Origin of the sequence: Cohnella lubricantis (assembly GCF_014212015.1) — a bacterium.
Taxonomy (GTDB): domain Bacteria; phylum Bacillota; class Bacilli; order Paenibacillales; family Paenibacillaceae; genus Cohnella; species Cohnella lubricantis.
The window spans coordinates 60,684-82,701 of record NZ_JACJVN010000027.1 but is presented as its reverse complement, the minus strand read 5'-3'; the positions used below and the strand labels follow the sequence as shown (position 1 = coordinate 82,701).

Annotated in this window: 20 protein-coding genes; 5 read left to right on the top strand and 15 right to left on the bottom strand. The window is 57.4% G+C overall.

The window, feature by feature from the left end; genetic code table 11:
• Positions 1-202: 202 nt before the first annotated feature.
• The gene (locus tag H4Q31_RS07285; RefSeq protein WP_185178414.1) at positions 203-1,090 is read left to right on the top strand and encodes an NAD(P)-dependent oxidoreductase; all 888 of its coding nucleotides are present in this window, start codon (positions 203-205) and stop codon (positions 1,088-1,090) included.
• Positions 1,091-1,486: 396 nt separating this feature from the next.
• On the opposite strand, the gene H4Q31_RS07280 is transcribed toward H4Q31_RS07285, so the two are convergent.
• The 7 genes from H4Q31_RS07280 to H4Q31_RS07250 form a co-directional block, all read right to left on the bottom strand.
• On the bottom strand, positions 1,487-1,984 hold the full coding sequence (locus H4Q31_RS07280; protein WP_185178413.1) for a DinB family protein: 498 nt from the start codon (positions 1,982-1,984) through the stop codon (positions 1,487-1,489).
• Between the two features lie 201 nt (positions 1,985-2,185).
• Positions 2,186-2,488: a putative quinol monooxygenase gene (locus tag H4Q31_RS07275; protein ID WP_185178412.1), complete on the bottom strand. Its 303-nt coding sequence runs from the start codon at positions 2,486-2,488 to the stop codon at positions 2,186-2,188.
• Positions 2,485-3,495: a helix-turn-helix transcriptional regulator gene (locus H4Q31_RS07270; RefSeq protein ID WP_185178411.1), complete on the bottom strand. Its 1,011-nt coding sequence runs from the start codon at positions 3,493-3,495 to the stop codon at positions 2,485-2,487. Before H4Q31_RS07270 ends, H4Q31_RS07275 begins: the two co-directional genes overlap by 4 nt.
• A gap of 215 nt (positions 3,496-3,710) precedes the next feature.
• Positions 3,711-4,643: a glycoside hydrolase family 43 protein gene (locus tag H4Q31_RS07265; RefSeq protein WP_221626759.1), complete on the bottom strand. Its 933-nt coding sequence runs from the start codon at positions 4,641-4,643 to the stop codon at positions 3,711-3,713.
• Between the two features lie 44 nt (positions 4,644-4,687).
• On the bottom strand, positions 4,688-5,521 hold the full coding sequence (locus H4Q31_RS07260; RefSeq protein WP_185178409.1) for a carbohydrate ABC transporter permease: 834 nt from the start codon (positions 5,519-5,521) through the stop codon (positions 4,688-4,690).
• Between the two features lies 1 nt (position 5,522).
• On the bottom strand, positions 5,523-6,416 hold the full coding sequence (locus tag H4Q31_RS07255) for a carbohydrate ABC transporter permease (protein ID WP_185178408.1): 894 nt from the start codon (positions 6,414-6,416) through the stop codon (positions 5,523-5,525).
• Between the two features lie 78 nt (positions 6,417-6,494).
• Positions 6,495-7,829 carry an extracellular solute-binding protein gene (locus H4Q31_RS07250; protein ID WP_185178407.1) on the bottom strand — a complete coding sequence of 445 codons (1,335 nt, stop codon included), beginning with the start codon at positions 7,827-7,829 and terminating at the stop codon, positions 6,495-6,497.
• 475 nt (positions 7,830-8,304) lie between these two features.
• Here H4Q31_RS07250 and H4Q31_RS07245 point away from each other — a divergent pair, with 475 nt between their 5' ends.
• The gene (locus H4Q31_RS07245; RefSeq protein WP_185178406.1) at positions 8,305-9,222 is read left to right on the top strand and encodes an ArsR/SmtB family transcription factor; all 918 of its coding nucleotides are present in this window, start codon (positions 8,305-8,307) and stop codon (positions 9,220-9,222) included.
• A 57-nt stretch (positions 9,223-9,279) separates the two neighbouring features.
• Here the strand turns inward: H4Q31_RS07245 and ppnP are convergent, their stop codons facing one another.
• The 4 genes from ppnP to H4Q31_RS07225 form a co-directional block, all read right to left on the bottom strand.
• Positions 9,280-9,591: a pyrimidine/purine nucleoside phosphorylase gene (gene ppnP, locus H4Q31_RS07240; protein ID WP_185178405.1), complete on the bottom strand. Its 312-nt coding sequence runs from the start codon at positions 9,589-9,591 to the stop codon at positions 9,280-9,282.
• Between the two features lie 28 nt (positions 9,592-9,619).
• A complete protein-coding gene (tkt, locus tag H4Q31_RS07235; RefSeq protein ID WP_185178404.1) occupies positions 9,620-11,635 on the bottom strand; it encodes a transketolase in 2,016 nt (671 codons plus the stop codon).
• Positions 11,636-11,800: 165 nt separating this feature from the next.
• Positions 11,801-12,697: a formyltetrahydrofolate deformylase gene (gene purU / locus H4Q31_RS07230; RefSeq protein ID WP_185178403.1), complete on the bottom strand. Its 897-nt coding sequence runs from the start codon at positions 12,695-12,697 to the stop codon at positions 11,801-11,803.
• 40 nt (positions 12,698-12,737) lie between these two features.
• A complete protein-coding gene (locus H4Q31_RS07225) occupies positions 12,738-13,868 on the bottom strand; it encodes a deoxyribonuclease IV (RefSeq protein WP_185178402.1) in 1,131 nt (376 codons plus the stop codon).
• Positions 13,869-14,006: 138 nt separating this feature from the next.
• Here H4Q31_RS07225 and H4Q31_RS07220 point away from each other — a divergent pair, with 138 nt between their 5' ends.
• From H4Q31_RS07220 to H4Q31_RS07210, 3 genes are all read left to right on the top strand, one after another.
• Positions 14,007-14,444: a DUF2621 domain-containing protein gene (locus H4Q31_RS07220; protein ID WP_185178401.1), complete on the top strand. Its 438-nt coding sequence runs from the start codon at positions 14,007-14,009 to the stop codon at positions 14,442-14,444.
• 134 nt (positions 14,445-14,578) lie between these two features.
• The gene (locus tag H4Q31_RS07215; RefSeq protein ID WP_185178400.1) at positions 14,579-15,019 is read left to right on the top strand and encodes a LytA/YqiH family protein; all 441 of its coding nucleotides are present in this window, start codon (positions 14,579-14,581) and stop codon (positions 15,017-15,019) included.
• A gap of 22 nt (positions 15,020-15,041) precedes the next feature.
• Positions 15,042-16,388 (top strand): epimerase, encoded by a 1,347-nt coding sequence (locus H4Q31_RS07210; RefSeq protein WP_185178399.1) that lies wholly within the window; start codon positions 15,042-15,044, stop codon positions 16,386-16,388.
• Between the two features lie 146 nt (positions 16,389-16,534).
• Here H4Q31_RS07210 and H4Q31_RS07205 read toward each other — a convergent pair whose 3' ends face one another.
• From H4Q31_RS07205 to H4Q31_RS07190, 4 genes are read right to left on the bottom strand one after another with little or no spacing between them, the layout of a single operon-like run.
• On the bottom strand, positions 16,535-18,247 hold the full coding sequence (locus H4Q31_RS07205; RefSeq protein WP_185178398.1) for a DUF6382 domain-containing protein: 1,713 nt from the start codon (positions 18,245-18,247) through the stop codon (positions 16,535-16,537).
• Positions 18,248-18,268: 21 nt separating this feature from the next.
• Positions 18,269-18,757 carry a prepilin peptidase gene (locus H4Q31_RS07200; RefSeq protein WP_185178397.1) on the bottom strand — a complete coding sequence of 163 codons (489 nt, stop codon included), beginning with the start codon at positions 18,755-18,757 and terminating at the stop codon, positions 18,269-18,271.
• Positions 18,758-18,816: 59 nt separating this feature from the next.
• Complete coding sequence (locus H4Q31_RS07195; RefSeq protein ID WP_185178396.1) at positions 18,817-19,752, bottom strand: pilus assembly protein; 936 nt, start codon at positions 19,750-19,752, stop codon at positions 18,817-18,819.
• Positions 19,715-21,997 (bottom strand): hypothetical protein, encoded by a 2,283-nt coding sequence (locus H4Q31_RS07190; protein ID WP_185178395.1) that lies wholly within the window; start codon positions 21,995-21,997, stop codon positions 19,715-19,717. The genes H4Q31_RS07195 and H4Q31_RS07190 overlap by 38 nt, the downstream gene beginning before the upstream one ends.
• Positions 21,998-22,018: the final 21 nt, after the last annotated feature.

Genomic DNA, 22,018 nt, shown 5'->3' with positions numbered 1-22,018 from the left:
TGATATCGTGTCATTAGAATCATACCGCAACCGGACAGGGGGGTACAAGTTCCGACGAATTCTACAGCCATTGATAATTTCTATAGCTGCTATAGATTCGCCCGGCATCCCCTCGGCCAGCTTTCCTTGCAAGGGCCTGAGGATTATAATGTAATCTAATTAAGGGAATCATTCGCCAATCGGAAGGAGCAAGAACGATCTTATGACCGCTATCGCATTCATCGGACTCGGCACCATGGGCGCGCCGATGGCCGCCAACCTGCTTCAGAAGAACTATACCGTTACCGTCTATAACCGGACGCCAGGCAAGGCAGACGTACTCCTCCAACATGGCGCATCCGCCGCCGCCTCTCCGCTCGAAGCGGTGAAGGATGCGGATGTCGTCGTCTCGATCATCAGCAACGACAGCGCAGTGGAAGAGGTCTACTATGGGGATAAAGGTGTATTGGCCGGCCTTAAGCCTGGCGCCGTTGCCATCGACAGCAGCACCATCTCTCCTGCGCTCGCTCGCCGGCTGGCGTCGGATGTCGCCGCGAAGGGAGGCTCCTTCCTCGACGCTCCCGTGACCGGAAGCAAGGACGGGGCGATTGCCGGCACACTCCTCTTCATGGTCGGCGGCGACCAAGCGACGGTCGAAGCCCACCGCGAGCTCTTCCTCGCGATGGGCCGCGAGATTATCTACATGGGCGAGAGCGGCACCGGCGCGACCGCCAAGCTGTGCCACAACACGATCGTCGGCATTAACGCGGCCGGCTTAATCGAGGGCATGGCCATCGCCGCCAAGGGCGGCTTGGATATGGAAGCGTTCGTGCGCATCGTGCAGGGCGGCGGCGCGGCGAGCAAGCAAGCGGATCTGAAGGGACCCAAGATTCTCGCGAACGACTATTCCGTTCAATTCTCGCTCGCTCTCATGCTCAAAGATTTGAAGCTGTCCACTGCCCTATCGGACGGCATGGGCGTTCCGGCGCCGATGCTCGGCATTGCCAAGAGCCTGTTCCAAGCCGGCCAAGCCATGGGCTACGGCGAGGACGACTTGGCCGCGCTCGCGCATGTATATGAGGAATGGATCGGACGCCAGCTTCGCGGTTAATCGGCAGCGTATCGGACGCCAATCGTTCTTAGCGCTAAGCACAAGAACAACCGCCCTATCGAGGCGATTGTCAGGTGTCGAGAGAACTGGCATCTTAGCTTTAACGGTACGTAGTTCCGTTATTGGCAAGCTGTAGAACGACCTGCGCGAAGTAGCGGAACAGCGTTCCGTTATTGCCGCATCTCAAGTTCGTTACTCGACTGAATGCCGCAAATAACGGAACCGTGTTCCTTTAACGCGTCTACGAGCAAGTAGTCACGATCAGATAACGGAACCGGATTCCGCTAACGCATGCAGCTGCGCGTGCTGCATGAGCGGCAACCTTGTCCGATCAGCGTCGATTGGGATGGGATCGATCTCGCATCCGTACTCGCACACGCACACTCGCCTGCTGTCCTATGGCCGCGGGGTCTCGCCGATCTCGATCCAATCGTCCCGCGTATAGCCAAGCAAGTTCGGCACCCTTAAGCCCGCTTGACGCATGAGCACCGTCATTTGTCCGCGGTGATGGATCTCGTGACGGAGAACGAAGCGGAGCGACGCTCCGTTCATCCATTCCTGTCCGAGGATCGTCACGGACTCCCGAAGCGTGTCATCCGTCCATTGGCTGCGAACGGCCCGCAGGAACGCTTGTCTGATCCGCCGGTATTCCGCAGCGATGTCGGCCGCCTTGTCTGGCACTTGATCCGGGACAAGCGGTTCGTCGAACTTCAGGCCCAGGCTGGCCATGAAGTTGAGCGAATGCGCCAGATGCCAAGCGATTCGGCCTAGCGTCCGATACCCGCTCGCAACGGCTTGCGAGAGCGACTCGTCCGTCAGCGCACCCAACGTTTGCTCCGTAAGGGCGGACTCCATCTCAAATTCCATCACGAAATCTTGAATCGAAGCGAACATGAACAAATCCCTCCATATCGTTTCCTTCCCGTCTCGACTCCAATTGTAGCCGAGCATTGCTGACAGCTGCGGTCAGCGATTCGGCCAGATACGAGAGCCCAATAGAAAAAAAAGAACGCCCCTGCTCGGGAGCGTTCCTCATGTATTCCGCGTTTACCAGCTCATTCGACAGCTTATGGCTCAGCCTCCGCAACAACCCGATTAGTACCCCTTGCCGCCAAGCGGTCGAAGCTTGACCGGTTCGACGCCGGCGATGAGCGGCATCGCGCGGCTAATCAAAGCGCGCGCGCCTTCGTTCTGGAGCGATGCGTCGTGCGCCGCCTCGTCGCGCCACAGCTCGGTGACCCAGATCGTGTCGGGATCCTCGGCCGCTTCGTTGATGAGATACAGCTCGCAGCCGTCGAACGACTTGCTCTGCTCCGCCGCCTCCAGCAGAATTTGTGCGAGCTCGCTTCCTTTGCCCGGATGGGCTTGGAACTTGCCGTACATCGCATATTTGCTCATGGACATCCTTCTCCTTTGCCCGTCTCCGCAGTTGGAGCCGGCTTCATGTTCTGGTAGTGCCCGGCCAGCTCCGCGCTGACCTCCGCCATTCGCTCGACCAGCCTGCGCGGTTCGTGAATCGTCAGCGCTCTTCCATACGGCAGCAAATAGTAAGGCACGTACTTGCTAAGCGTCGGCTCGCCGATTCGAAATAATGCCTCCGTATCGCATCGCTCCCTCAGCGCGTGGCCGAACAGCCAGTGCTGGCACAGCAGATCGAGCGCTTGCTGCGGGCCGCCAATCCTAACATCCGACAGCGTCTCTTCGCCCAGAGTATCGGGAAGCAGCGAGCCCAAGAGGAACCGCTTGGCGGAGAAGCCGGGCGGCCGCTCGAACCCCCCCTCTCCATACGTCAGCCGGATGATCCGATCGACCCGGAAGCTGCGAAGCTCGCTGCGCATCCGGCAGAAGCCCGCCGCATACCAAGCGCCCTTCCAATGGACGATGCCGTACGGATCGAAGATCCTTACCGCCGGAGCATCGGCGCCTTCCTTGCGATATTCCATCTCAAGGGAGCGTCCGAGAACCGCGGCGTACTCGAGCATTCGCAGCCATTCCCGCTGCTTCGGCTCGGACGGCGGATGAATCACGTCCAGCCCTTGCGAATGGCGTTCGATCTGCTCCAGTTGGCCCTCGTTCGTATAGAGCTTCAGCTTGTCGATCGCGCGAATCAGTTCCACATCGAACGGATATCCGGCCTCAAGCGCGAACGCCGAAGCGTGGACTAGCGCCTTCTGCTCTTCCGTATCGAATACCAGCGGCGATTCGGTGAAATGGTCGAGAATTCGATAGCCGCCGTTCGGCCCGGAATCGGCGATGATCGGAACGCCGCTGGCGCACAGGGAGTCGATGCAGCGATAGACGGTTCGGATGTGAATCTCCAATTCGTCCGCCAGCTTCTGCGCCGTCATTCTTCTGCCTGAGCGGAGCAGCCACAGAATAGACAGCATATTCGTCGCCTTGGACATGACTCCGCCCCCTCTCATCTATAGTTTACCTGATTATTCCTGACAGATATAGTCAGTGATCGTTAAGACGAGGATCTTCCCCTATTAGAGGCGCATCGCTTCGATATCCAGCGCCGTCCTAGCAAGACATAAGAACGTTCTCCGCGTGGAGAACGTTCTTATGGCGTTGCTGTATAACTTCCGCTGCCGACGCTCCATTGCTTTCGCAACTGCCGTCACAGCAGCTCCAGACTGCCGAAGTTCGGCGAGCCGTCCGGCTTCCAGCGCAGCTTCGCCATGAATGTATGGCGATTCGGATCATACAGCGGATCGCCGGCAATCTCCTTGTACGTTCTAGCGTGGAACACCATCACGGCCTCGCCATCCGCTTCGGTGAAGCTGTTGTGCCCAGGACCATACAGACCGATGCTCTCGTCGGTTCTGAACACTGGCTGAGACGATTTGACCCAAGATTGCGGGTCGAACAGATCCGCATCCTCCGGCGCTTCCAAGTATCCCATGCAGTAGTTAGCGTCCGTCGCGCTTGCCGAGAACGCGATCCCGATTTTCCCCGCATGCTTCAGCACGGCCGGCCCTTCGTTCACTCGGAAGCCAATGATCTCCCAATCGAACTCCGGCGTCGAGAGCATCACCTGCTCGCCCTCAAGCGTCCAAGGATTGGCCATCTTCGCCAGATAGAGATTCGAATTCCCAGCGATATCCGGGTCCTTCTGCGCCCAGACCAGATAACGCGTCCCGCGATGCTCGAAGGTCGTCGCATCCAGCGCGAACGTCTCCCAGCGAGTCCTGACTTGCCCTTTCTCAGCCCATTCGCCCGTCAGCGGATTGGCCGCAGCATTCTCAAGCACATAGATCCGATGGTCGAACAGCCCCTCCTTCGTCTCGGATGTGCGCGCGGCGGCGAAGTAGATATACCATTTCCCTTCGAGATAGTGAATTTCCGGCGCCCAGATGTTCGCGCTGAGCGGCCCGCTCTCGTGCCGCCGCCAGACGACGACAGGCTCCGCATCCCGAAGGCCTAACAGCGAATCGGAACGCCGGACTTCAATGCGGTCGTATTCCGGAACAGACGCGGTAAAATAGTACATGCCGTCCGTATGCTTATACACCCACGGATCAGCCCGTTGTTCGATGATGGGCTTACTCAAGCTTATGGCCACGTCTCTCTCTCCAATCTAACGCTGGTTTGGCTTTATCCTTTGACCGAGCCGGCCGTCATGCCGTCGATAAAGTATTTCTGGAAGGCGATAAAGAGGGCGAAGATCGGCAGAATCGAGAAGAAGGAGCCGACGATGAGCAGGTCATAGTTATTCCCGTACGGCGTGAGCAGCGTCTTCAAGCCGATCGGCAGCGTATACTTGTTAGCGTCGCTTAGCACCATGAACGGCCAGAGCAGGTTGTTCCAGCTGTTCATGCCATTCAAGATCGCCATAGCCGCGAAGGCAGGCTTCATCACCGGAAGAATAAGCCGGAAGTAGATACCGTACTCGCTGGCGCCGTCAACCCGTCCGGCGGTGATAATCTCTTCGGGAATACCCCTTAAATATTGCCGGAAGAAGAACACGGTGGCGGCGCTCGCAAGCCCCGGCAGAATGATCGCCCCATATGAATTCATCAGATGGATGTCGTACATCAATTTGTAGAGCGGAAGCAGCAGAATTTCGAACGGCACCATCATGATGAGCAGCACACAGATGAAGAGGAAGTTCTTCCCTCTAAATTCGTAAGCGGCGAAGCCGTAAGCGACGAATGCGCTGACCAGCAGTGTTACAGCCACCTGCACAAGCGTCAACAGCAGTGAATTGAAGAACCAGGTGAAGTAAGCATGTTCGCCGGTGAACAGAAACGTGAAGTTGTCGAAGCTCATGACCGAAGGGTCTAAGCTCAGGTTTAGCCCGCCCCGTACCAGCTCCTTGCCCGGCTTGAACGAACCGAGCGTAATTGCGTAGAACGGAACCAGCACTGCCAGACAGATAACGGTGAAAAGCAGCAGGAGGCCGAGCCTCTTCGGCAGTTGGCGGCTCATACTACTCCCCCTTTCGGAACATGCCGGTTAAGGTTAGTTGCGTGAGATTAATGATCATCGCGATCAAGAGCAGCACGATGCCGACGGCAGCGGCATAGCCCATCTCATTCTTCTCGATCCCTTGACGGTACAGATAACCGACGATTGTAAGGCCGATGTTCTTCGGTGAATTGTTGCCGTTCCACAGCATGAGGCTCTCGACGAACATCGCAAGGCCTGCGTAGATGCTGATCGTGACAACATAGATCGTCGTCGGCTTCAGCATCGGGATCGTAATCCGGAAGAACTTCTGGGCGGCAGAAGCGCCGTCGATCGAAGCCGCTTCGTAATATTCCTCGGGGATGTTCTTAAGTCCGGATAGAAAATAGAGCATGTTAACGCCCGTCCATCGCCAGGTCGCCAGCGTGAGCAGCGCGATGAATCCAGTCGTTTGCCCTTTCAGGAACTTAACCGGCTCGAGCCCGAACAAGCCCAGGAAGCTGTTAGTCAAGGAAGTCTCCATCTCGCCGAACATAAGCCGGAAGATCGTGCCTGCGACCACGACAGACGTCAAAGCCGGCAGGAAGAACGCGGATTTGAAGAACTCTCTTGCCCACATCATCTTGCTGTTAATCAAGACGGCGAACAGCATCGGGAACGGGATCAGAATCACAATCGTCAGCACCATATAGACGAAGCTGTTCTTGATCGCCTTCAAGAAGATCTCGTCGCCCAGCATCTTGGTATAGTTATCAAGGCCGACCCATTGCGCTTCCTGGCCGATCGTGATCTTCTGGAATCCCATCGAGACGGAGCTGCCCAGCGGGTACACCCAGAAGAGGAGAAACACGAGGATGAACGGCAGTACGAACACGTAAGGCGCTACCTTCTGAGAGTAAAGGAATCGTTTGACCATGCGATCTTCACCTCTTGCCTTTCCAAAATAGAGCTACCCCTCATCAGGGTAGCTCGCAGCGCTATTGCCGTGTGCGGATTACTGCAGTTGCTGTTCGATGGATGCCTGGGCATCGTCCAGCGCTTGCTTGACGTCCTTGCCGTCCTCGAAGATCTCGTTTAACGTCGTCGTGCCGAAGACGTTGTTGATCGTCGGCGAAGCTGCCGTCGATTTGATCTGCTGAATGCCGTCCTTAATCTCGTTCAGCACGTCGAACGCATTGTTCACGAAGTATTGATTGAACTTGTTCTCGGGGTTATGCGTGACGTCCTCCATCGACCATACGTCCATGTTGATCGGATCGAAGCCGAGCGTGTTCCAAATCTCGACATTGGCGTCCGCCGACAGCTTCGCGAAGGCGACGAACTCCTTGGCCAGCTGCACGTCTTTGGCCGTCTTGGTAACGACCGTCCCTGTGCCGCCGCCGCCGTACGATCTCGGCTGGCCCTTCTCGATAACCGGGATCGGCGCGATGGCGATCTTGCCCGCCAGATCCGGCATGTAGTTGACGAAGCGCGACGTGAACCAGAATGGCATCATGGCGCTCGCATAATTGCCTTGGTTGAATTCGCCGTACGCTTCCTCCGTATCCGGCTGGCCGCCGGCGACCGTCGCGAGGACGTTGCTGTCCTGCAGATCCTTCAGGATAGACAGGCCCTTCACCATCTCAGGGGAATTGACGATCGGTTTGCCGGAGTCGTCTGTCAAATCCGAGCTTTGCTCAGCCAGCATCATATTAATCTGCCAGAGCGCGCTCGTATCCGCCGTTCCCATATATTTGCCGGTCTTCTCGTAGACTTGCTGACCTGCTTTCTTGTAGTCCTCCCACGTGTCGATCGCCTTGTAATCGACGCCAGCGGCTTCAAGAATCTCCGTATTGTAGAAAGCGAGCGCTGCGCCAACGTGGGTCGGAGCGCCATAGTAATTGCCGTCTTTAGCATACATGTCTAACCGCGATTGAACGATCGTATCCTTATAAGGCTCCACCACATCGTTCAGCGGAACAAGCTGCGGCTCGCCCTTCAGGAAGTCCGGGAACTTGCCGACCTCGATATCCGAGATATCCGGCGCCCCTTGGCCCGTTTGAACCGCGATCGACAGCTTGTTATGCATGTCGTCATACGGCATAACCGTGACATTCAGCTTGATTTGCTTATCCGGATTAGCCGCGTTCCACTTCTCCAGCATCTTCTCGAAGTGCTGGCCATGCAGCTCGACGAACGTCCAATAGCTGAGCTCCGTCGCCCCTTCGCCCGCGCCGCCTTCGAGCACCGAGCTCTCGCCGCCGGACGACGTTGAAGACGATTTGGAGCACCCCCACAAGAACATAACCATTGACATGACCATCAGAACGATCAACCACTTTTTCCTCATCCGTGACCCTCCCAGGTTCTTTGCTTGATTACTTCGTAAAACAAAGATGAGTTCACCCACTGAACAGCAGCAAGGAAGAAATGGCATGATGTTTAGTGCAGATTGATGTTTGCGGTTCGAAGTGGAATGGCCTGCCGTATCCCGGCACGCTCGGAGCCATCTCTTTATTGCAAAATGTCCTAAACTAATTCACAATAAAGGAGATGTATGCGTTTGCATTACTAAATTATCACAGCTATGGATCGTTGTAAACACATAAACCTAAATCTTTTCATGTTTTTTTAAAGGTATATGCGATACATGTAACGAATTAGTTCTAAATAAAGATTTATCTGTAAAAAAGTTTGTTTTATTTTAAATTTATATGTAGTAAAATTAAAAAGGCAATCGCAAAGAGCGACAAGATCCGCCCGGCGGAATGCCGCCTTGCCAGTACATGCAGCCCGTTCGAGTAACGGACGGAAGGAGTACCAGGATGATCTATATCAAAGATTTGATGAGCGGCTTGGACATCTTCAAAGCGCTCAGTTCAGACATTCGAATTCAAATTCTCGAGCTGCTCGCCAAGCACCAGTCGCTCAACTTGAACGATCTCGCAGGCAAGCTGAATCTCAGCAACGGCGCCATCACCATGCATGTGAAGAAGCTGGAAGAGAGCGGACTGATCGAGATTAACACTTCGGTCGGCAAGCATGGCATTCAGAAGCTTTGCTATCTGAACGAAGACAAGCTGATGATCGAGCTTCGCAAGAGCGATGTTGAGAATCTGTACGAGGTTGAGATTCAGGTCGGCCACTACAGCAATTATCAAGCATCTCCGACCTGCGGCCTGGCGACCAAAGACAGCATCATCGGCGACTTCGACGATCCCCGATATTTCGCCGATCCTCAGCGGATCGATTCCGAGATCATCTGGCTCTCCGAAGGATTCCTGGAATATCGCGTGCCGAATTACTTGAAGTCCAATCAGACGTTCCGGGAGATTCAATTCTCGATGGAGCTAGGTTCGGAGGCTCCGGGCTATTGCGATAACTATCCTTCGGATATTTATTTCTACGTGAACGGCATCGAGATCGGCTCTTGGACGAGTCCGGGGGATTTCGGCGATGCCAGAGGAGCGATCAATCCGGATTGGTGGCCGCCGCACCTGAACCAATACGGCATGCTGAAGCTCATTCGCATTAACCGCGAAGGCAGCTTCATCGACGGGTGCCGAATATCGGACGTGACGATCGATCAGATCGACTTGGATTACAAGAGCGAGTTGACGCTCCGAATTGCCGTTACCGACAACCCGGTCAACAAGCGCGGGCTGACGATCTACGGCAAGAGCTTCGGCAACTATGCGCAAGGGCTGTTGGTTCGCGTGCTCTACGACGTCCATGTGGATTAACTTAATGAAAACCCCGAAGTTCCTCATCGGAACCTCGGGGTTATTCTTGACCCGTTCTTATTGATACGAGCAGACGTAGTCGGCTGTTTGCGTCACTTTGAGCTTGAACTTGGCGTTCGCCGGCACGGTGAATTCGCCTTTGCCGGAGATGGCGATCCATTCTTCGCTGCCTGGCAGCTGAACAGTCAGCTCGCCGGCTAGGATCTCCATCAGCTCCTGCGAATCGGTACCGAATTCGTATTCGCCCGGCAGCATGATGCCGAGCGTCTTGCGGGTGCCGTCCGCGAACAGCACGGTGCGGCTCGTCACTCTCCCGTCGAAGTAGATATTGGCTTCCTTGATGACGGACACGTTATCGAATTGCGACATGCGATTCCCCTCTCCCTCTCCTATGCGCTTACAGCAGCTTCTTGAATTGCTCCACCACGTTCTCAACGGTGAAGCCGTATTCCTTGATCACGCGATCGCCCGGAGCGGATGCGCCGAACTTGTCGATGCCGAGGACGGCCCCTTCGTCGCCGACGAAGCGATCCCAGCCGAACGGATGGGCCATCTCGATCGCGAGGCGCGCTTTGATGTTCTTCGGAATGACGCTGTCGCGGTAATCCTTCGGCTGCTTGTCGAACAGATCCCAGCTCGGCAGGCTGACGACGCGAACATGAATGCCCTGCTCTGCCAGCGCCTTCTGCGAAGCGACGGCCAGCTGAACCTCGGAGCCGGTCGCGATCAGAATGCCTTGCGGCTGTCCGTTCGCGGCCTCGGACAGAATATAGCCGCCTCTCTTGATGCCTTCGCGAGCCATCTCGGCTGTCCCTTCGAGGATCGGCAGGTTCTGGCGCGTGAGGACGAGCGCGACCGGATTGTCGTTGTTCTCGACCGCGTAGGCCCATGCCGCAGAAGTCTCGTTGGCATCGCCCGGACGAAGCACCGTCAAGCCGGGGATGACGCGGATCGAAGCGAGCTGCTCGATCGGCTCGTGCGTCGGTCCGTCTTCGCCGACAGCGATGGAGTCGTGCGTCAGCACATAGACGACTGGCAGCTTCATGAGCGCTGCCAGGCGGACAGCCGGCCGGAGATAGTCGGTGAACACGAAGAACGTGCCGCCGTATACCTTGAGGCCCCCATGCAGCATGATGCCGTTCATGGCTGCGGCCATCGCGAATTCGCGAATGCCGAAGTAGATGTTGCGGCCGTCGTACTGGCCGGCTTTGAATTGCGGCAAGCCCTTCAGGTGCGTCATCGTGGAGCTCTCCAGGTCGGCGGAGCCGCCCACGAGATGAGGCACCTTCGGCGCCAAGCCATTCAGCGCGTTGCCTGAAGCGACGCGTGTCGACAGCGCCTTATCCGCAGGCGTATACTTCGGCAGCTCGGCGTCCCAGCCGGCCGGCAGCTTGCGGCTCTCCGCGTTCTCGAACTGAGCAGCCAAGTCCGCATGCGCGGCTTTATACTTCGCGAACAGCTCGTTCCAAGCCGCGTTCGCAGCCTCGCCTTTCTTCTTCACTTCCGCGAAGTGCGCCCGTACCTCGTCCGGAACGGTGAACTCCGGATAATCCCACTCATAGACATCCTTGGTGAGCTTCGCTTCTTCCGTACCAAGCGGAGAACCGTGCGTGCCCTGATGGCCGCCCTTGCCCCCCTTGTTCGGAGAACCATAGCCAATGACCGTCTTCACTTCGATCAAGGTTGGCTTGGACGTCTCGGCTTGCGCAGCCGCGATCGCCTTCGCCAGCGCATTCAGGTCGTTGCCGTCGCCGACGCGCAGCACCTGCCAATTATAGCCCTCGAAGCGCTTCGCTACATTCTCGGAGAACGACAGGCTCAATTCGCCGTCGAGCGATATATCGTTCGAATCGTACAAGACGATCAGCTTGCCTAATTGCAAGTGGCCGGCCAGAGATGCCGCTTCGGAGGAGATGCCTTCCGACAGGTCGCCATCTCCGCAGATGACATACGTGCGATGGTTGATCAATTCGAAGCCTTCGCGGTTATAAGTCGCGCCAAGCTGCGCTTCCGCCATCGCCATGCCGACAGCCATGCCGAAGCCCTGGCCGAGCGGACCGGTCGTTGCGTCGACGCCTGCCGTGTGGCCAAATTCCGGGTGCCCGGGCGTCAGCGAGCCCCATTGACGGAAGTTCTTGATCTCGTCTAGAGGAAGATCGTAGCCGCTGAGATGAAGCAAGGAATAGAGCAGCATCGAGCCGTGGCCTGCGGATAACACGAAGCGGTCGCGGTCGATCCAGGAAGGATTGGATGGGTTATGCTTCATTGTCTTGGCGAACAGCTGGTAGCCCATTGGAGCCGCGCCCATCGGCATGCCCGGATGTCCGGACTTCGCCTTCTCGATCGCGTCGATCGCGAGCGTGCGGATCGTTGTGACGGATAGCTGTTCGATCGTTCTCAAGCTTGCTGTCATAGCGTTAGAAGACCTCCTTGTTCTTGTCCACGAGCATTCTTGGCCGGCGAAGGCGGCATATGTATAGAGGCTGCAATCGCAGCATGGCCAGTATGGCTATTGTGCCTCGCAGCCTCTTGTTTTAGCACAGCTCGAGCTTCGCATGCTGCGCTTGAACACCTTTTCTCACACGAATACTACGGTCTTGTTCTGATACACGACGATCCGGTCCTCCACATGCCACTTGACGGCACGCGCCAGAACGGTTCGTTCGATGTGCCTGCCCATACGCTTCAGCTCGTTCACGTTCTCGCGATGGCTGACCCGCTGGACGTCCTGCTCGATGATCGGGCCGGCGTCGAGCTCATCCGTCACGTAATGCGCGGTCGCGCCGATCAGCTTAACGCCGCGGCTGTACGCTTGGTGATACGGCTTGCCGCCGACGAACGCCGGCAGGAACGAATGGTGAATGTTGATGATCCGGTTCGGGAACCGCTCGATGAACTTCGGCGTCACGATCTGCATATAACGCGCGAGGATGATCAGATCGACTTTGCCCTCGGTCAGTTCAAGCTGCTGGCGTTCCGCCTCAGCCTTCGTATCAGGCGTGACCGGAATATGGTGGTACGGAATGCCATACGACTCGACCAGCTGGCGCATGTCGTCGTGATTGCTGATAACCATGCTGATCTCGGCGTCCAGGTCGCCCGACTGCCACTGCCATAGCAGCTCCAGCAGAGCATGATCCTCCTTCGAGACGAGCACGGCGATCCGCTTGCGGCGGCCGGCCCGATAGACGCTCCACTTCATCGAGAAGCGGTCGGCGACTCTCGCGAAATCCTCTTGCAGCGCAGGCAGCGCGCTCTCCAACCCGTCGAGGTCGAACTCGATACGCATGAAGAACATGCCGCCTTCGGGATCCATCGTGTATTGATCGGACTGCACGATATTCGCCCCGTGCTCGTAGAGGAATTGCGACACCGTCGCTACGATTCCGGCACGATCGGGACAGAGGATCAGCATCCGCGCGCGATTGCTCTTGTCCTCGCCCGTCGGCCTCGTTTGATAGACTGGTTGACTCATCGTTTGGTCTCTTCCTCTCAGCTATCCTTCTATCTTGATCTTACAATTTGGCCAGCAGCTCTTTGCCGGCTAAGCTCGCGGTAAGCCGCAGGTTGATCTGCTCTTCGCTATAATCGGAAGACAGCACGCGGTTCTCCACCGCCAGATCGTACAGCCTCTCCATCGGCTCGCGCGGGTCTGCCTTGCGGGCTTTGGCGTCCGACTTGAGCAGCTCCCACGTGTTCAGCACATACAAGCGAGGTTCAATATCGGATTTGTCATAGAAATGATGCAGCCGCTCCACGTCCTCGAGAAACTCTCCGCCAAATCTCTCTTCTACGTCCGCGCGCAGCAGCGCGATCTCCGCTTCGTACATCGGACGCTCGCTCGAGCCGTCTTTGCCGATCCACGGCGTCTCGAGAATGAACGGCCGGCCCTTCAACCCGTCGTGATGCACGACGCGGTTGATCGCCTCGAAGCCGATCCAGCCCGCTCCGATCGGGGCGTGACGGTCTTTGCCCGCGCCCTGCGGATTCTTGCTGTCATTAATATGGACTACGGCAACGCGGTCCAAGCCGACGACGTCGTCGAACTTACGCAGCACGCCGTCAATGTCGCGGACGATGTCGTAGCCCGCGTCGTGCATATGGCAAGTGTCCATGCAGACGGTCAGGCGATGGTTGTCGCGGACCTTCTCGATAATCGCCGCGATCTCCTCGAAGCTGCGGCCGATCTCCGTCCCTTTGCCCGCCATCGTCTCCAGCGCAATATTCACATCCAGCTCCTTGGTTCCTTCAAGGACCAGGTTCAAGCCTTCGGCGATGCGCGCGACGCCGTATTCCGGGTCTTTCTCCGTATAGGCGCCCGGGTGCAGCACGATATTCTTCACGCCGATGCTGGCGGTTCTGCGAATCTCTTCTTGGAGGAAGTTGACCGCAAGATCAAACGTGTCTTCCTTATAAGAAGCGAGATTGATAATATAAGGAGCATGAACGACGATCTCGCCGATGCCGGCCGATGCCATTGCCTCCTTGCCCTCCGGGATGTAGAGATCCTCGATGGGCTTGCGCCGCGTGTTCTGCGGTGCGCCGGTGTAGATCATGAAGCTGCTCGAGCCGTAGGTGAGCGCTTCCTTCGTTGCGGTCAGCAGTCCTTTGTCTGAAAAGGATACGTGAGAGCCGATCTTCAGCATAGCGTTACTCCTCTCTGGTCCGCGCCTATGTCCCGCCGGGAGCGGGGCATGTCCGTTTTGGGTCAAACCTTATTGTAGCGCGAACGTCGAAATAAATCTAGAAATCAGCTATAATTTCAAGATGAGGTGATCATTGGCATGAATTCCACGCCGGAATGGTTTCTGTACTTTATCGCGTTCTGGACGGTCGTGCTCGTCGTCTTCGTCAGCATCGGCGGCTTCTTCATGTTCCGCAAGTTCCTGAAGGTGCTGCCGAAGAAGGAGGACGGCAAGTCCAAGCTGGATTGGCAGAATTATTGGGTCGAACGGAGCCGTCCGCTGTGGACCGAGCAGTCCAAGGCGCTGCTCGACAAGCTGACTTCGCCCGTTCCCGGCGCGTTCCGCGATATCGCTAAGCATTCGATCGCTGCGCGCATTGGGCAGCTGGCCGTTGAGAGCGGCGCGGCCGAAGTGACGGAAGCGCATTGCATTGAAGGCTACATACTCGCGACCCCGAAGCGCGATCACACCTTCTTGATCAATTTCCTGGAGAAGAACCAGATCGATTACGCGCCGTACCGCCATCTGCTCGGCTAATTGCGGCGTCTAACCGCTGCCTGGCGGCAGATTCGCAATAGCGAAAAACGAAACCTTTGAGCGCGCGAACCGTCTAACCTCTTGAGACTACTTTCACAGCAAGGCTTTTTTGGACAATCTCTGGAGGTGCTACCATGAATCGCTTTGGCAAACAAACCGCCTGTACCGTCGCCGTCTTATCTTTGCTTCTAATGGGCACGGCTTGCAGCAACAATAATGAGCCCGCAGCTGTCAGTCCGAGCGCAAGCGCGCCGGCTGCTTCATCCGCTTCCGCATCGCAGGATGCGAATGAAGCATCTCCTTCCCCTTCCGCTTCTGCGTCCGCAGACGCGGAAACCGAGGCAGAGGCCGTTCAGGAAGGAACGGGCACTTATAACGGGCAGATCGATAATCATTCGATCGAGATCGAATTTGGCGGGGAGCCGACGGCTTTCCAGATTGATTCCAGCGTATCGGAACAAATCTCGGACTGGGATGCGGGAATCACCGTCACGTTCCAGTACAAAGAGTCCGCTCTGGAAGCCGACGGCCAAGAGTTGATACAGCGGACGATTGTAAGCATCGACAAGCAATAATGCAGACAAAGGATGAATTCAGATGCGCGTAATGATATGCGGGGGAACGGGCTTTATCGGAACGGCGCTCTCGCAAGCCCTGCTGGACCGCGGAGATGAAGTCATCATCGTCACGCGCCAACTGCCTGCGGCTCCGGCTGCGGGCTTTCTCTATGTCACATGGGAAGAATGGTCGGCGAACCCGGACCGCTGGAGCGGCGTCGACGCGATCGTCAGCCTCTCGGGCGAGACGATCAGCAAGCGCTGGAGCGATGAGGCCAAGCGTCGCATTCTCGTCTCGCGAACACAGACGGCCTTGCATCTGGCGGACATCGTGAGGCGTATGGAGACGCCGCCGAAGGCGCTCGTGAACGCTTCCGGCATCTCGCTGTACGGGCATTCCCACTCTCCCATTCTGAAGAAGAGAAAGAAGAAGAAGCGTCCGGCTTCGCGGGTCAAAGCTGCCGCCGATCTGCTGGATCAGTATCGGAACGAAGAAGCCGTCACGGCGAATGTCGCCGGTATCCGCGGGTTCTCCGCGGGAGAGTCGACCGGGCCGGATGCGCCGCTTCCGCCTCGTTCAAGCCGGAGCGGCCAGCGACAGTCCTTCGTTCAGGAGAACGAAGCGGCGTTCATTGGCATCGAAGAGGATTCCTCCGACGACGTGAACGAATTGCTTCAGCAGATGAGAATGGCTGTTCGCGAGGGCGGCGAATCCGATCGAGATGATGGATTCGAACAAGCCGCCGGATCGGATCCAGCGTATGAAGCAACGGAGGATCATGACGGCGATCCAGATCGCCCGTCGGACTTGGGCGCCCGCGGCGCAGACAGTCAGGCCGCCATCACTTCGTCGCTGGACTATGGCTGGTTCGACGAGGATTCCCCTGCGAGCCCCGAGGATTTCCTCGGACGCGTCGTCGTCGCTTGGGAGGAAGCCATTGACCAGATTCCGATCGAGCGCAAAGTGAAGCTAAGAATCAGCTTGGTGCTTGGTCGCGAAGGCGGCTCATTCCCGCTCCTTCGTCTCCCTTACAGGTTCTTCATAGGGGGCCGCATGGGCAAAGGAACGCAAGGCTTCCCCTGGATTCATCTGCAGGATATGATCGGACTCCTTCTATTCAGCTTGGACCACCCGCACGTATCCGGACCGCTCAATGCCGTTGCGCCTGATCCGGTCAACAACGACCAATTCGGCCGGACACTTGGGAGAGTAATGCGCCGCGGACATTGGCTGCACGTCCCGGAACGGCTTCTTCGCCGCGTGCTGGGCGAACAGTCCGTTCTGCTGCTGACCGGCCAGCACGCCTATCCGCGAAGGGCGCTCGAGAATGGTTATACCTTCGCGTTCTCTCGCCTGGAGGACGCTTTGCGTGATTTGACCAAATAAGCATATTGCTGCAACCGAGCAGAGGACTTCCGTTCGATTACCGGAAGTCCTCTGCTCGTTCTATTGGCTGTCGTTATTAAGAATCAAACATTTTCTCAACAAATGCGTAGATCGTAAGTGCATTCTACGGTTCCCCGTGCTGTTGTTCATGCCTCTCCGTAACGATACAAAGACGAGGCGACCTGAATGCTATCTCCTTTGTTCAGCGGATAAATCTCGTAGGGGGCCATCGGCACGCCGTTCAGCCAACTCCCGTTGCGAGAACCAAGATCCCTGGCTTGCCATGCGGCATCTCCGGATAGAATCTCCAGATGAGCCCTGGAGACGCCTTCCGTGTCGTCGATATGCTGAGCAGCCTCAGGTGAGCGGCCGATTACCAAAGAGACGCCAGTAAGAGGAATTCGCCGTTTGCCTCCTTCGGAGTCCCATTCCAAGTAATAGCGGCGCTGCGGAGTAGCCGTCTCTTCCGCTCCGCTGAGCAGCCTAGTCCCGTTCATGCTGGCATCAAGCCAGCTCGTCCCCGCTTCCGGTTCGTCATCTCTCGGCTCCGTGCGATCGTATACCAGCGAGGATTGCCAAGCAGCAGATGGCGAGGCGGGTCCGCCGCCGAACCGTCTCGGACGCCGCTCTGGTGATGCAAGCTCCGGAATAGCAGCAGATGCCGTCTCAGCTCTGGCTTCTTCGTCTGGATCCGGCTTAGACTGTTGCGGCCATTGCGGCTTGTCATCTATTGCTGAGGAGGATTGCCCGGTCTGACGTCGAAAGCTCCGATCCTTCCTCGCTAACTTCCCATCCCAGAGCAGAAAACAGGCTCCAGCGGCAAGAAACGTTAGACCGAAGCTCAGCAGAAGACCTCTCGAGCTAGGATGAGGCAAATAGGCGAATCGCCATACGGCAGCCGTCATGGCTGCTGCGCCGGCAAGCAGCCATATGCGCCGGCGGGAGGACGCTTCAGAAGAGGTGACGGAGCTCCCGGTCTTATCTTCCTCGCCATCCCATAACCGTTCTTCTCCCAACCACCCCGATAGTCCCTGCGAAGCTTGCTCTCCCCCATGCCCCCGGAGGCCGAAGGACCAAGAAGATTTGGATTCACGCGTCTCGGATATTCCGCTTCTCTCACGGGATGCAGCTAGCTCTCCCGCCTCCCATTCCGGCGCTGAAGGAGCCGGACTAAATGCTTCTTCCCGCTTGGGCGCGAGAGGGCCGGCATGAACGCCGGCTGCAGCCTGTGTTGTCCCGGCGGGTTCGCCAGTCCTGCCGCTCTGCGAATCCGTCCTGCTGGAGAACACTGTCCCCGTTAAATATTGACGCGCATATTCACGAAGCTTCGCCGGCGAGAAATCCGGCGATGAAGCTAAACGAAGCAGTTGCTGCATCGCTATGCCATCCGGCGTATCGACATTCATCATCCAACGGACGATCAGCTTCTCGATTCCCGATGCGACAGATGCCGAGGCCGTCTGCCTCCATAATGGCAAGTACGTAAAGGCCAGATCATGCCAGCCTTCGCCAACGAATATATAATCGTCGTCCAAGATGTAGCGCTCCAAATCCAGCATATACTCCCGGCCCATCTCCATCACGTCCGCCAAGCGACATAGAGCCGTCAGCGCGTCTGCCATCGACCACCGGATGGAACGAAGCGCATGGGACAGCATTCGGCGGCCCGACAACGAGTAGCGGAGACTGGCGGAGCCGTCCATCTCTTCCGTCTCCAGCGTCAGTAATCCTGTAATGTCACAATTCCTCAGCATTTGGTATTGAATCGCATCTATCTCGCCGCTGCCGATTGGAGGCTCCCCTTCAAGCACCATACGGTGGCCGCGGCCATGCTCGAATCTGACTTTGTATCCGTCCACTTCGCTGCTCTCCTTCCTCTCTTACGAATTGACTCCCAGCGTGACAAGAGCCGGAGCGACCGCCAGCATGAAGGGAAATGCCATCGTCCCGCGGAATCGTCCCGATGATGGCTGGCTCCATAGCCGCCCGATACCTGCTCCGATTCGCCGAAGTCCCGGGAGCTTTAACACGAGCAATAGAACGGCAATCCCGCCTGCGTACAAGATCGAGAGCACGACCAATTGCCACGCGGCATTCGCTCCCGCCCATGCGCCGAACGCTGCGAACCACTTAACGTCTCCTCCTCCGATGCCTCTGAGCCCATACATGATCAGGAGCGGGAGCAGACCGGCGGCGGCGCCCAGCCCGGCGTGTCCCAATCCCTCGATCCCGCCAGCAACGCCATGGTAGGCTAAGCCTGCTGCCGCGAAGGTTACGGTCAACCCGTTAGGAATCTCCATCCTGCGAACATCTGTCCACAACGCGATGCCGAGCAATAGTGCGACAGCGGCCCATACCGTCTCATTCAAAGCGGCTCCCCCTCTCATTCGAGCAGTCGTCATTGCAAGACCAGCGGCATAATTGCGCTTCATTTCCCCGGAGCCGCCACCTCGAACGTCTGCTTCAACTCTGCGCCGCTTGCCGCTCTCGCTTCCCAATCCCATGTTCCGGGCGTCGTGTTGCCGGACACATGCCAAGTCCAGCTGACTAGCCCGGCGCTATCCGCAACGGCTGATCCCAGATGCTTCGCCTGGCTGCGCCCGCTCTTGTACACGACCGACAGATCGACAGCTTCCCCCGGCTTCGCCTTCAGCGTAAGCGTTACTTTGCGTCCTCTCATGGCCGGGTTCGGGGAGATCGAGACGAAGGACAGAACTCCTCCATCAACTTCTCCTTCATCCAGCTTCGATTCGGATGGCAAGCCGCTGATCCACACTCTTTCTCTCGCCGATTCCTCCAGTACCAACCGCGTGCCTGCGAATGGCATTCGCATCGGTAAGCGATACTCCGCCTTAACCGTCAGGAAAGCTCGGCTTCTGTCGTTCTCCTCCGGAAGCGTCACGGAAATGACGGAGATGCCCGCTTCACTCAGCACGCGCTCATCTATGTACCGATGCAGATATTGAGCGAAGATCTCCCGGGCAGCCGTCTGCTCAAGCGACCAGGTGCCGTCCGCCGCTTCCTTAGCCCAATCCCCAATAGGCGAAGGAAGGAGAGAATCGTAATTCGAGAGCGCCTGTCCGACATCAGCCACCTTGTCATCCCATTGCTTGGTTGTCTCATAGACCTTGGAGCCGCTAACGGATTCAAGCCCCAGAGATACCGGGTACCATTGCGACGCCGCTTGGCGTACCGTCTGCGTTAGAGCGCCATGAAGCGCCATGGAAGCGACCGACACTTGGATTTGGAAGATGAGGAACAGAATCGCCAGCAGGAAGATTGGCATGACCAGAGCCGCTTCCAGCGACATCGATCCCTCTCTGCCTTCACAGATACGAATCATCCGCTTGGTAAACTGCTTCATATCGACCGTCCTTGACGACACCCCCCCAGTTGCCGGTTCGTCCAAGGAGCCTGGTTAATCCGGGGAAGAACCAAAGCTTAAGAGACGCCGTCGCTTCGCCGCTGACATACGTATAGGCGCGCGTGAGATCAATTCCCGTCGCCGCCTCTATAACGGCAATGCTTCGAGCTGTCCCGCTCGCCGAATCGCCGTGCAGAAGAAGGAAGATACGCAAGTAATCGAGATAATAGGTGTCTACCTTCGCGTACTTAGATAATTCGATTTTCCCTTCGTTCACCAGTTGGTTCATATCCGCTATCGCATGCTCAATCGCATAGACAAGCGCAGCTGCCAGAATGACAAGGGGGTGTCCATAGGCTCTGCACTCGATCAGCCCTTCCATCGTACGAATCGCGAGCCGAACAGCGAAGATCTCGCCATATGCGGCGGCAATATTGCCCGAGGCGTTGCCGATTCCGTATAGCACATATTCCAATTGCTGATTCGCTGCAGGGATCTCTCCCTCTCCTCTCAGCAGAGAGCGTACGGCAGAAGGGTCGGCATAGGTGAACCGCTCAGCCGCGTATTCAGCGGCGTAGAGCGAATCTCTGCTGCCAGCTGCCGCCTCGCCGAGGGCATCCAGCAAGCCGTCGGAATCGGCCAGCGCTTCGTCTCTTCCTTTGTCGGGAGCCGCCGCTTCGCCGCTAGACTCCAATGCTTCCTCTTCCGCTTCGTTCCACTTCATATTGTCAAGTGCAAGTTTATGGAGCCGCTCATAAGCCTGCTTCGCCTCTTCGTCCTCCGAGCTCGAATTGCTCTTCAAAGCCCCAAGCCAAGACACTGCGTCATCCCACTTCTTCTCCGCCTCGTTCTCCAGCTGCTTGCGCTGTTCATCCCCTGAACGATGCGTCTCGAATGAATCCTTCCTCGCTTGGAGCACCGATCCGGCAACGCTGCCATAACGGTCTCGGTATTCCTCTTCCGAAGACTGAAGCTGCCCCGCGGCGCTCCTCAGCGCGCCCCCCTGTCCAGCGGAACCGGGAACCGCGCGGAACATCGCGGCCAACCGGGATGCGGCCGACGTCTTCTCGTCCCCTTCGCTCCGCTGGCTGTTCAGCTCCTCTTCATACTGGTCAAAGAAAGATTCATCGAGCGCCAGCTCCTTCACCGACTGCCGTATCTCCTGAATCGATCGGGACTGATCTTCACCAATCGAAGCGTCGGCATCAACCCCGTCGTCGAAGCCCCCGGCGTCGACGTTCATGTTCTCGGCTTCTTCAGCGATTCGAAGTATCTCCTCGTTGGCCTCTTGCGCTTCCGCCAGGGCTTGAATAGCCTTCGCCAGCTCCTCATTCGCGATGGATTGCGCTTGGCTCGCTTGCTCTTGCAGCGTATTCGCGATCCGCACAACCGACTGCTCATATGCGGCTGTCTGCTCCGCATATAGCGGTTCGCCGCCCGTAGGAGGCTCTTCCTCGAACTGTTCTCCGCTCTGTTCCGCTGCTAGCTTCCTCTGCTGCCAAGCGTCGAACGCTTGCCGATACGCATCCGCCCTTCGCTTATCAGCTTCCCGCTTCTGCACGTAATCGTCGTACATCAGCGCAACGTCCGCGATCCCGCTCGCGCTTCCCGCCCCTTTGGCTCCCGACATCGTGCCAGTCGAGCTCTGCGCCAGCTCTGCAATCGCTTTAGCCTGCCGCAGGCCAGCCTCCGACTGCCGATCCAACGCCTTATCCAATGAAGCTTCCCGCTTGTCATAAGCCGCCCTCATTCGCTCCAGCACATCGACGGAGGCTTTCGCCTCCTTAAGCGCAGGGGCAACGCCCCTAAATCGGGCCGCGAGCTCGATTGTCAGATCGATCGGCGCTTTGTACTTCATCTCCTCCAGCACTTCCCGTTTGAAGACATCGTGCGTTGCCAGCGGGCGGCTCTCGATCACGCCTGAATTCTCGCTCCACTGGACATCGAGAAGCGGCCAAGCGCCTTCGTCCGAAGGCTCGATATTCCCCTCCAGCGTCTCGCGGAACAGCTCGTCTGCAGGATTGCCGCCTCGTGCGAATAGGCCATAGCTCGCATACAAGGAAGGCTCGAAAGCAGACAACACGGAACGGGAGCCGGCTTTGACTGCCAATTCCGCCTGCTTGCGGAAGGCCGCAATCCTCGAGAAGTCGATCAGCAAGCCAGTCAGCAGAACGAACGCCGCCGTCGTCGCAATGAAGTAGATCGATACGGAGCCCGACGTCCCCGTTCTTCTCTTCCCCGCCATCTGCCTTCCTCCTTTCTTGCC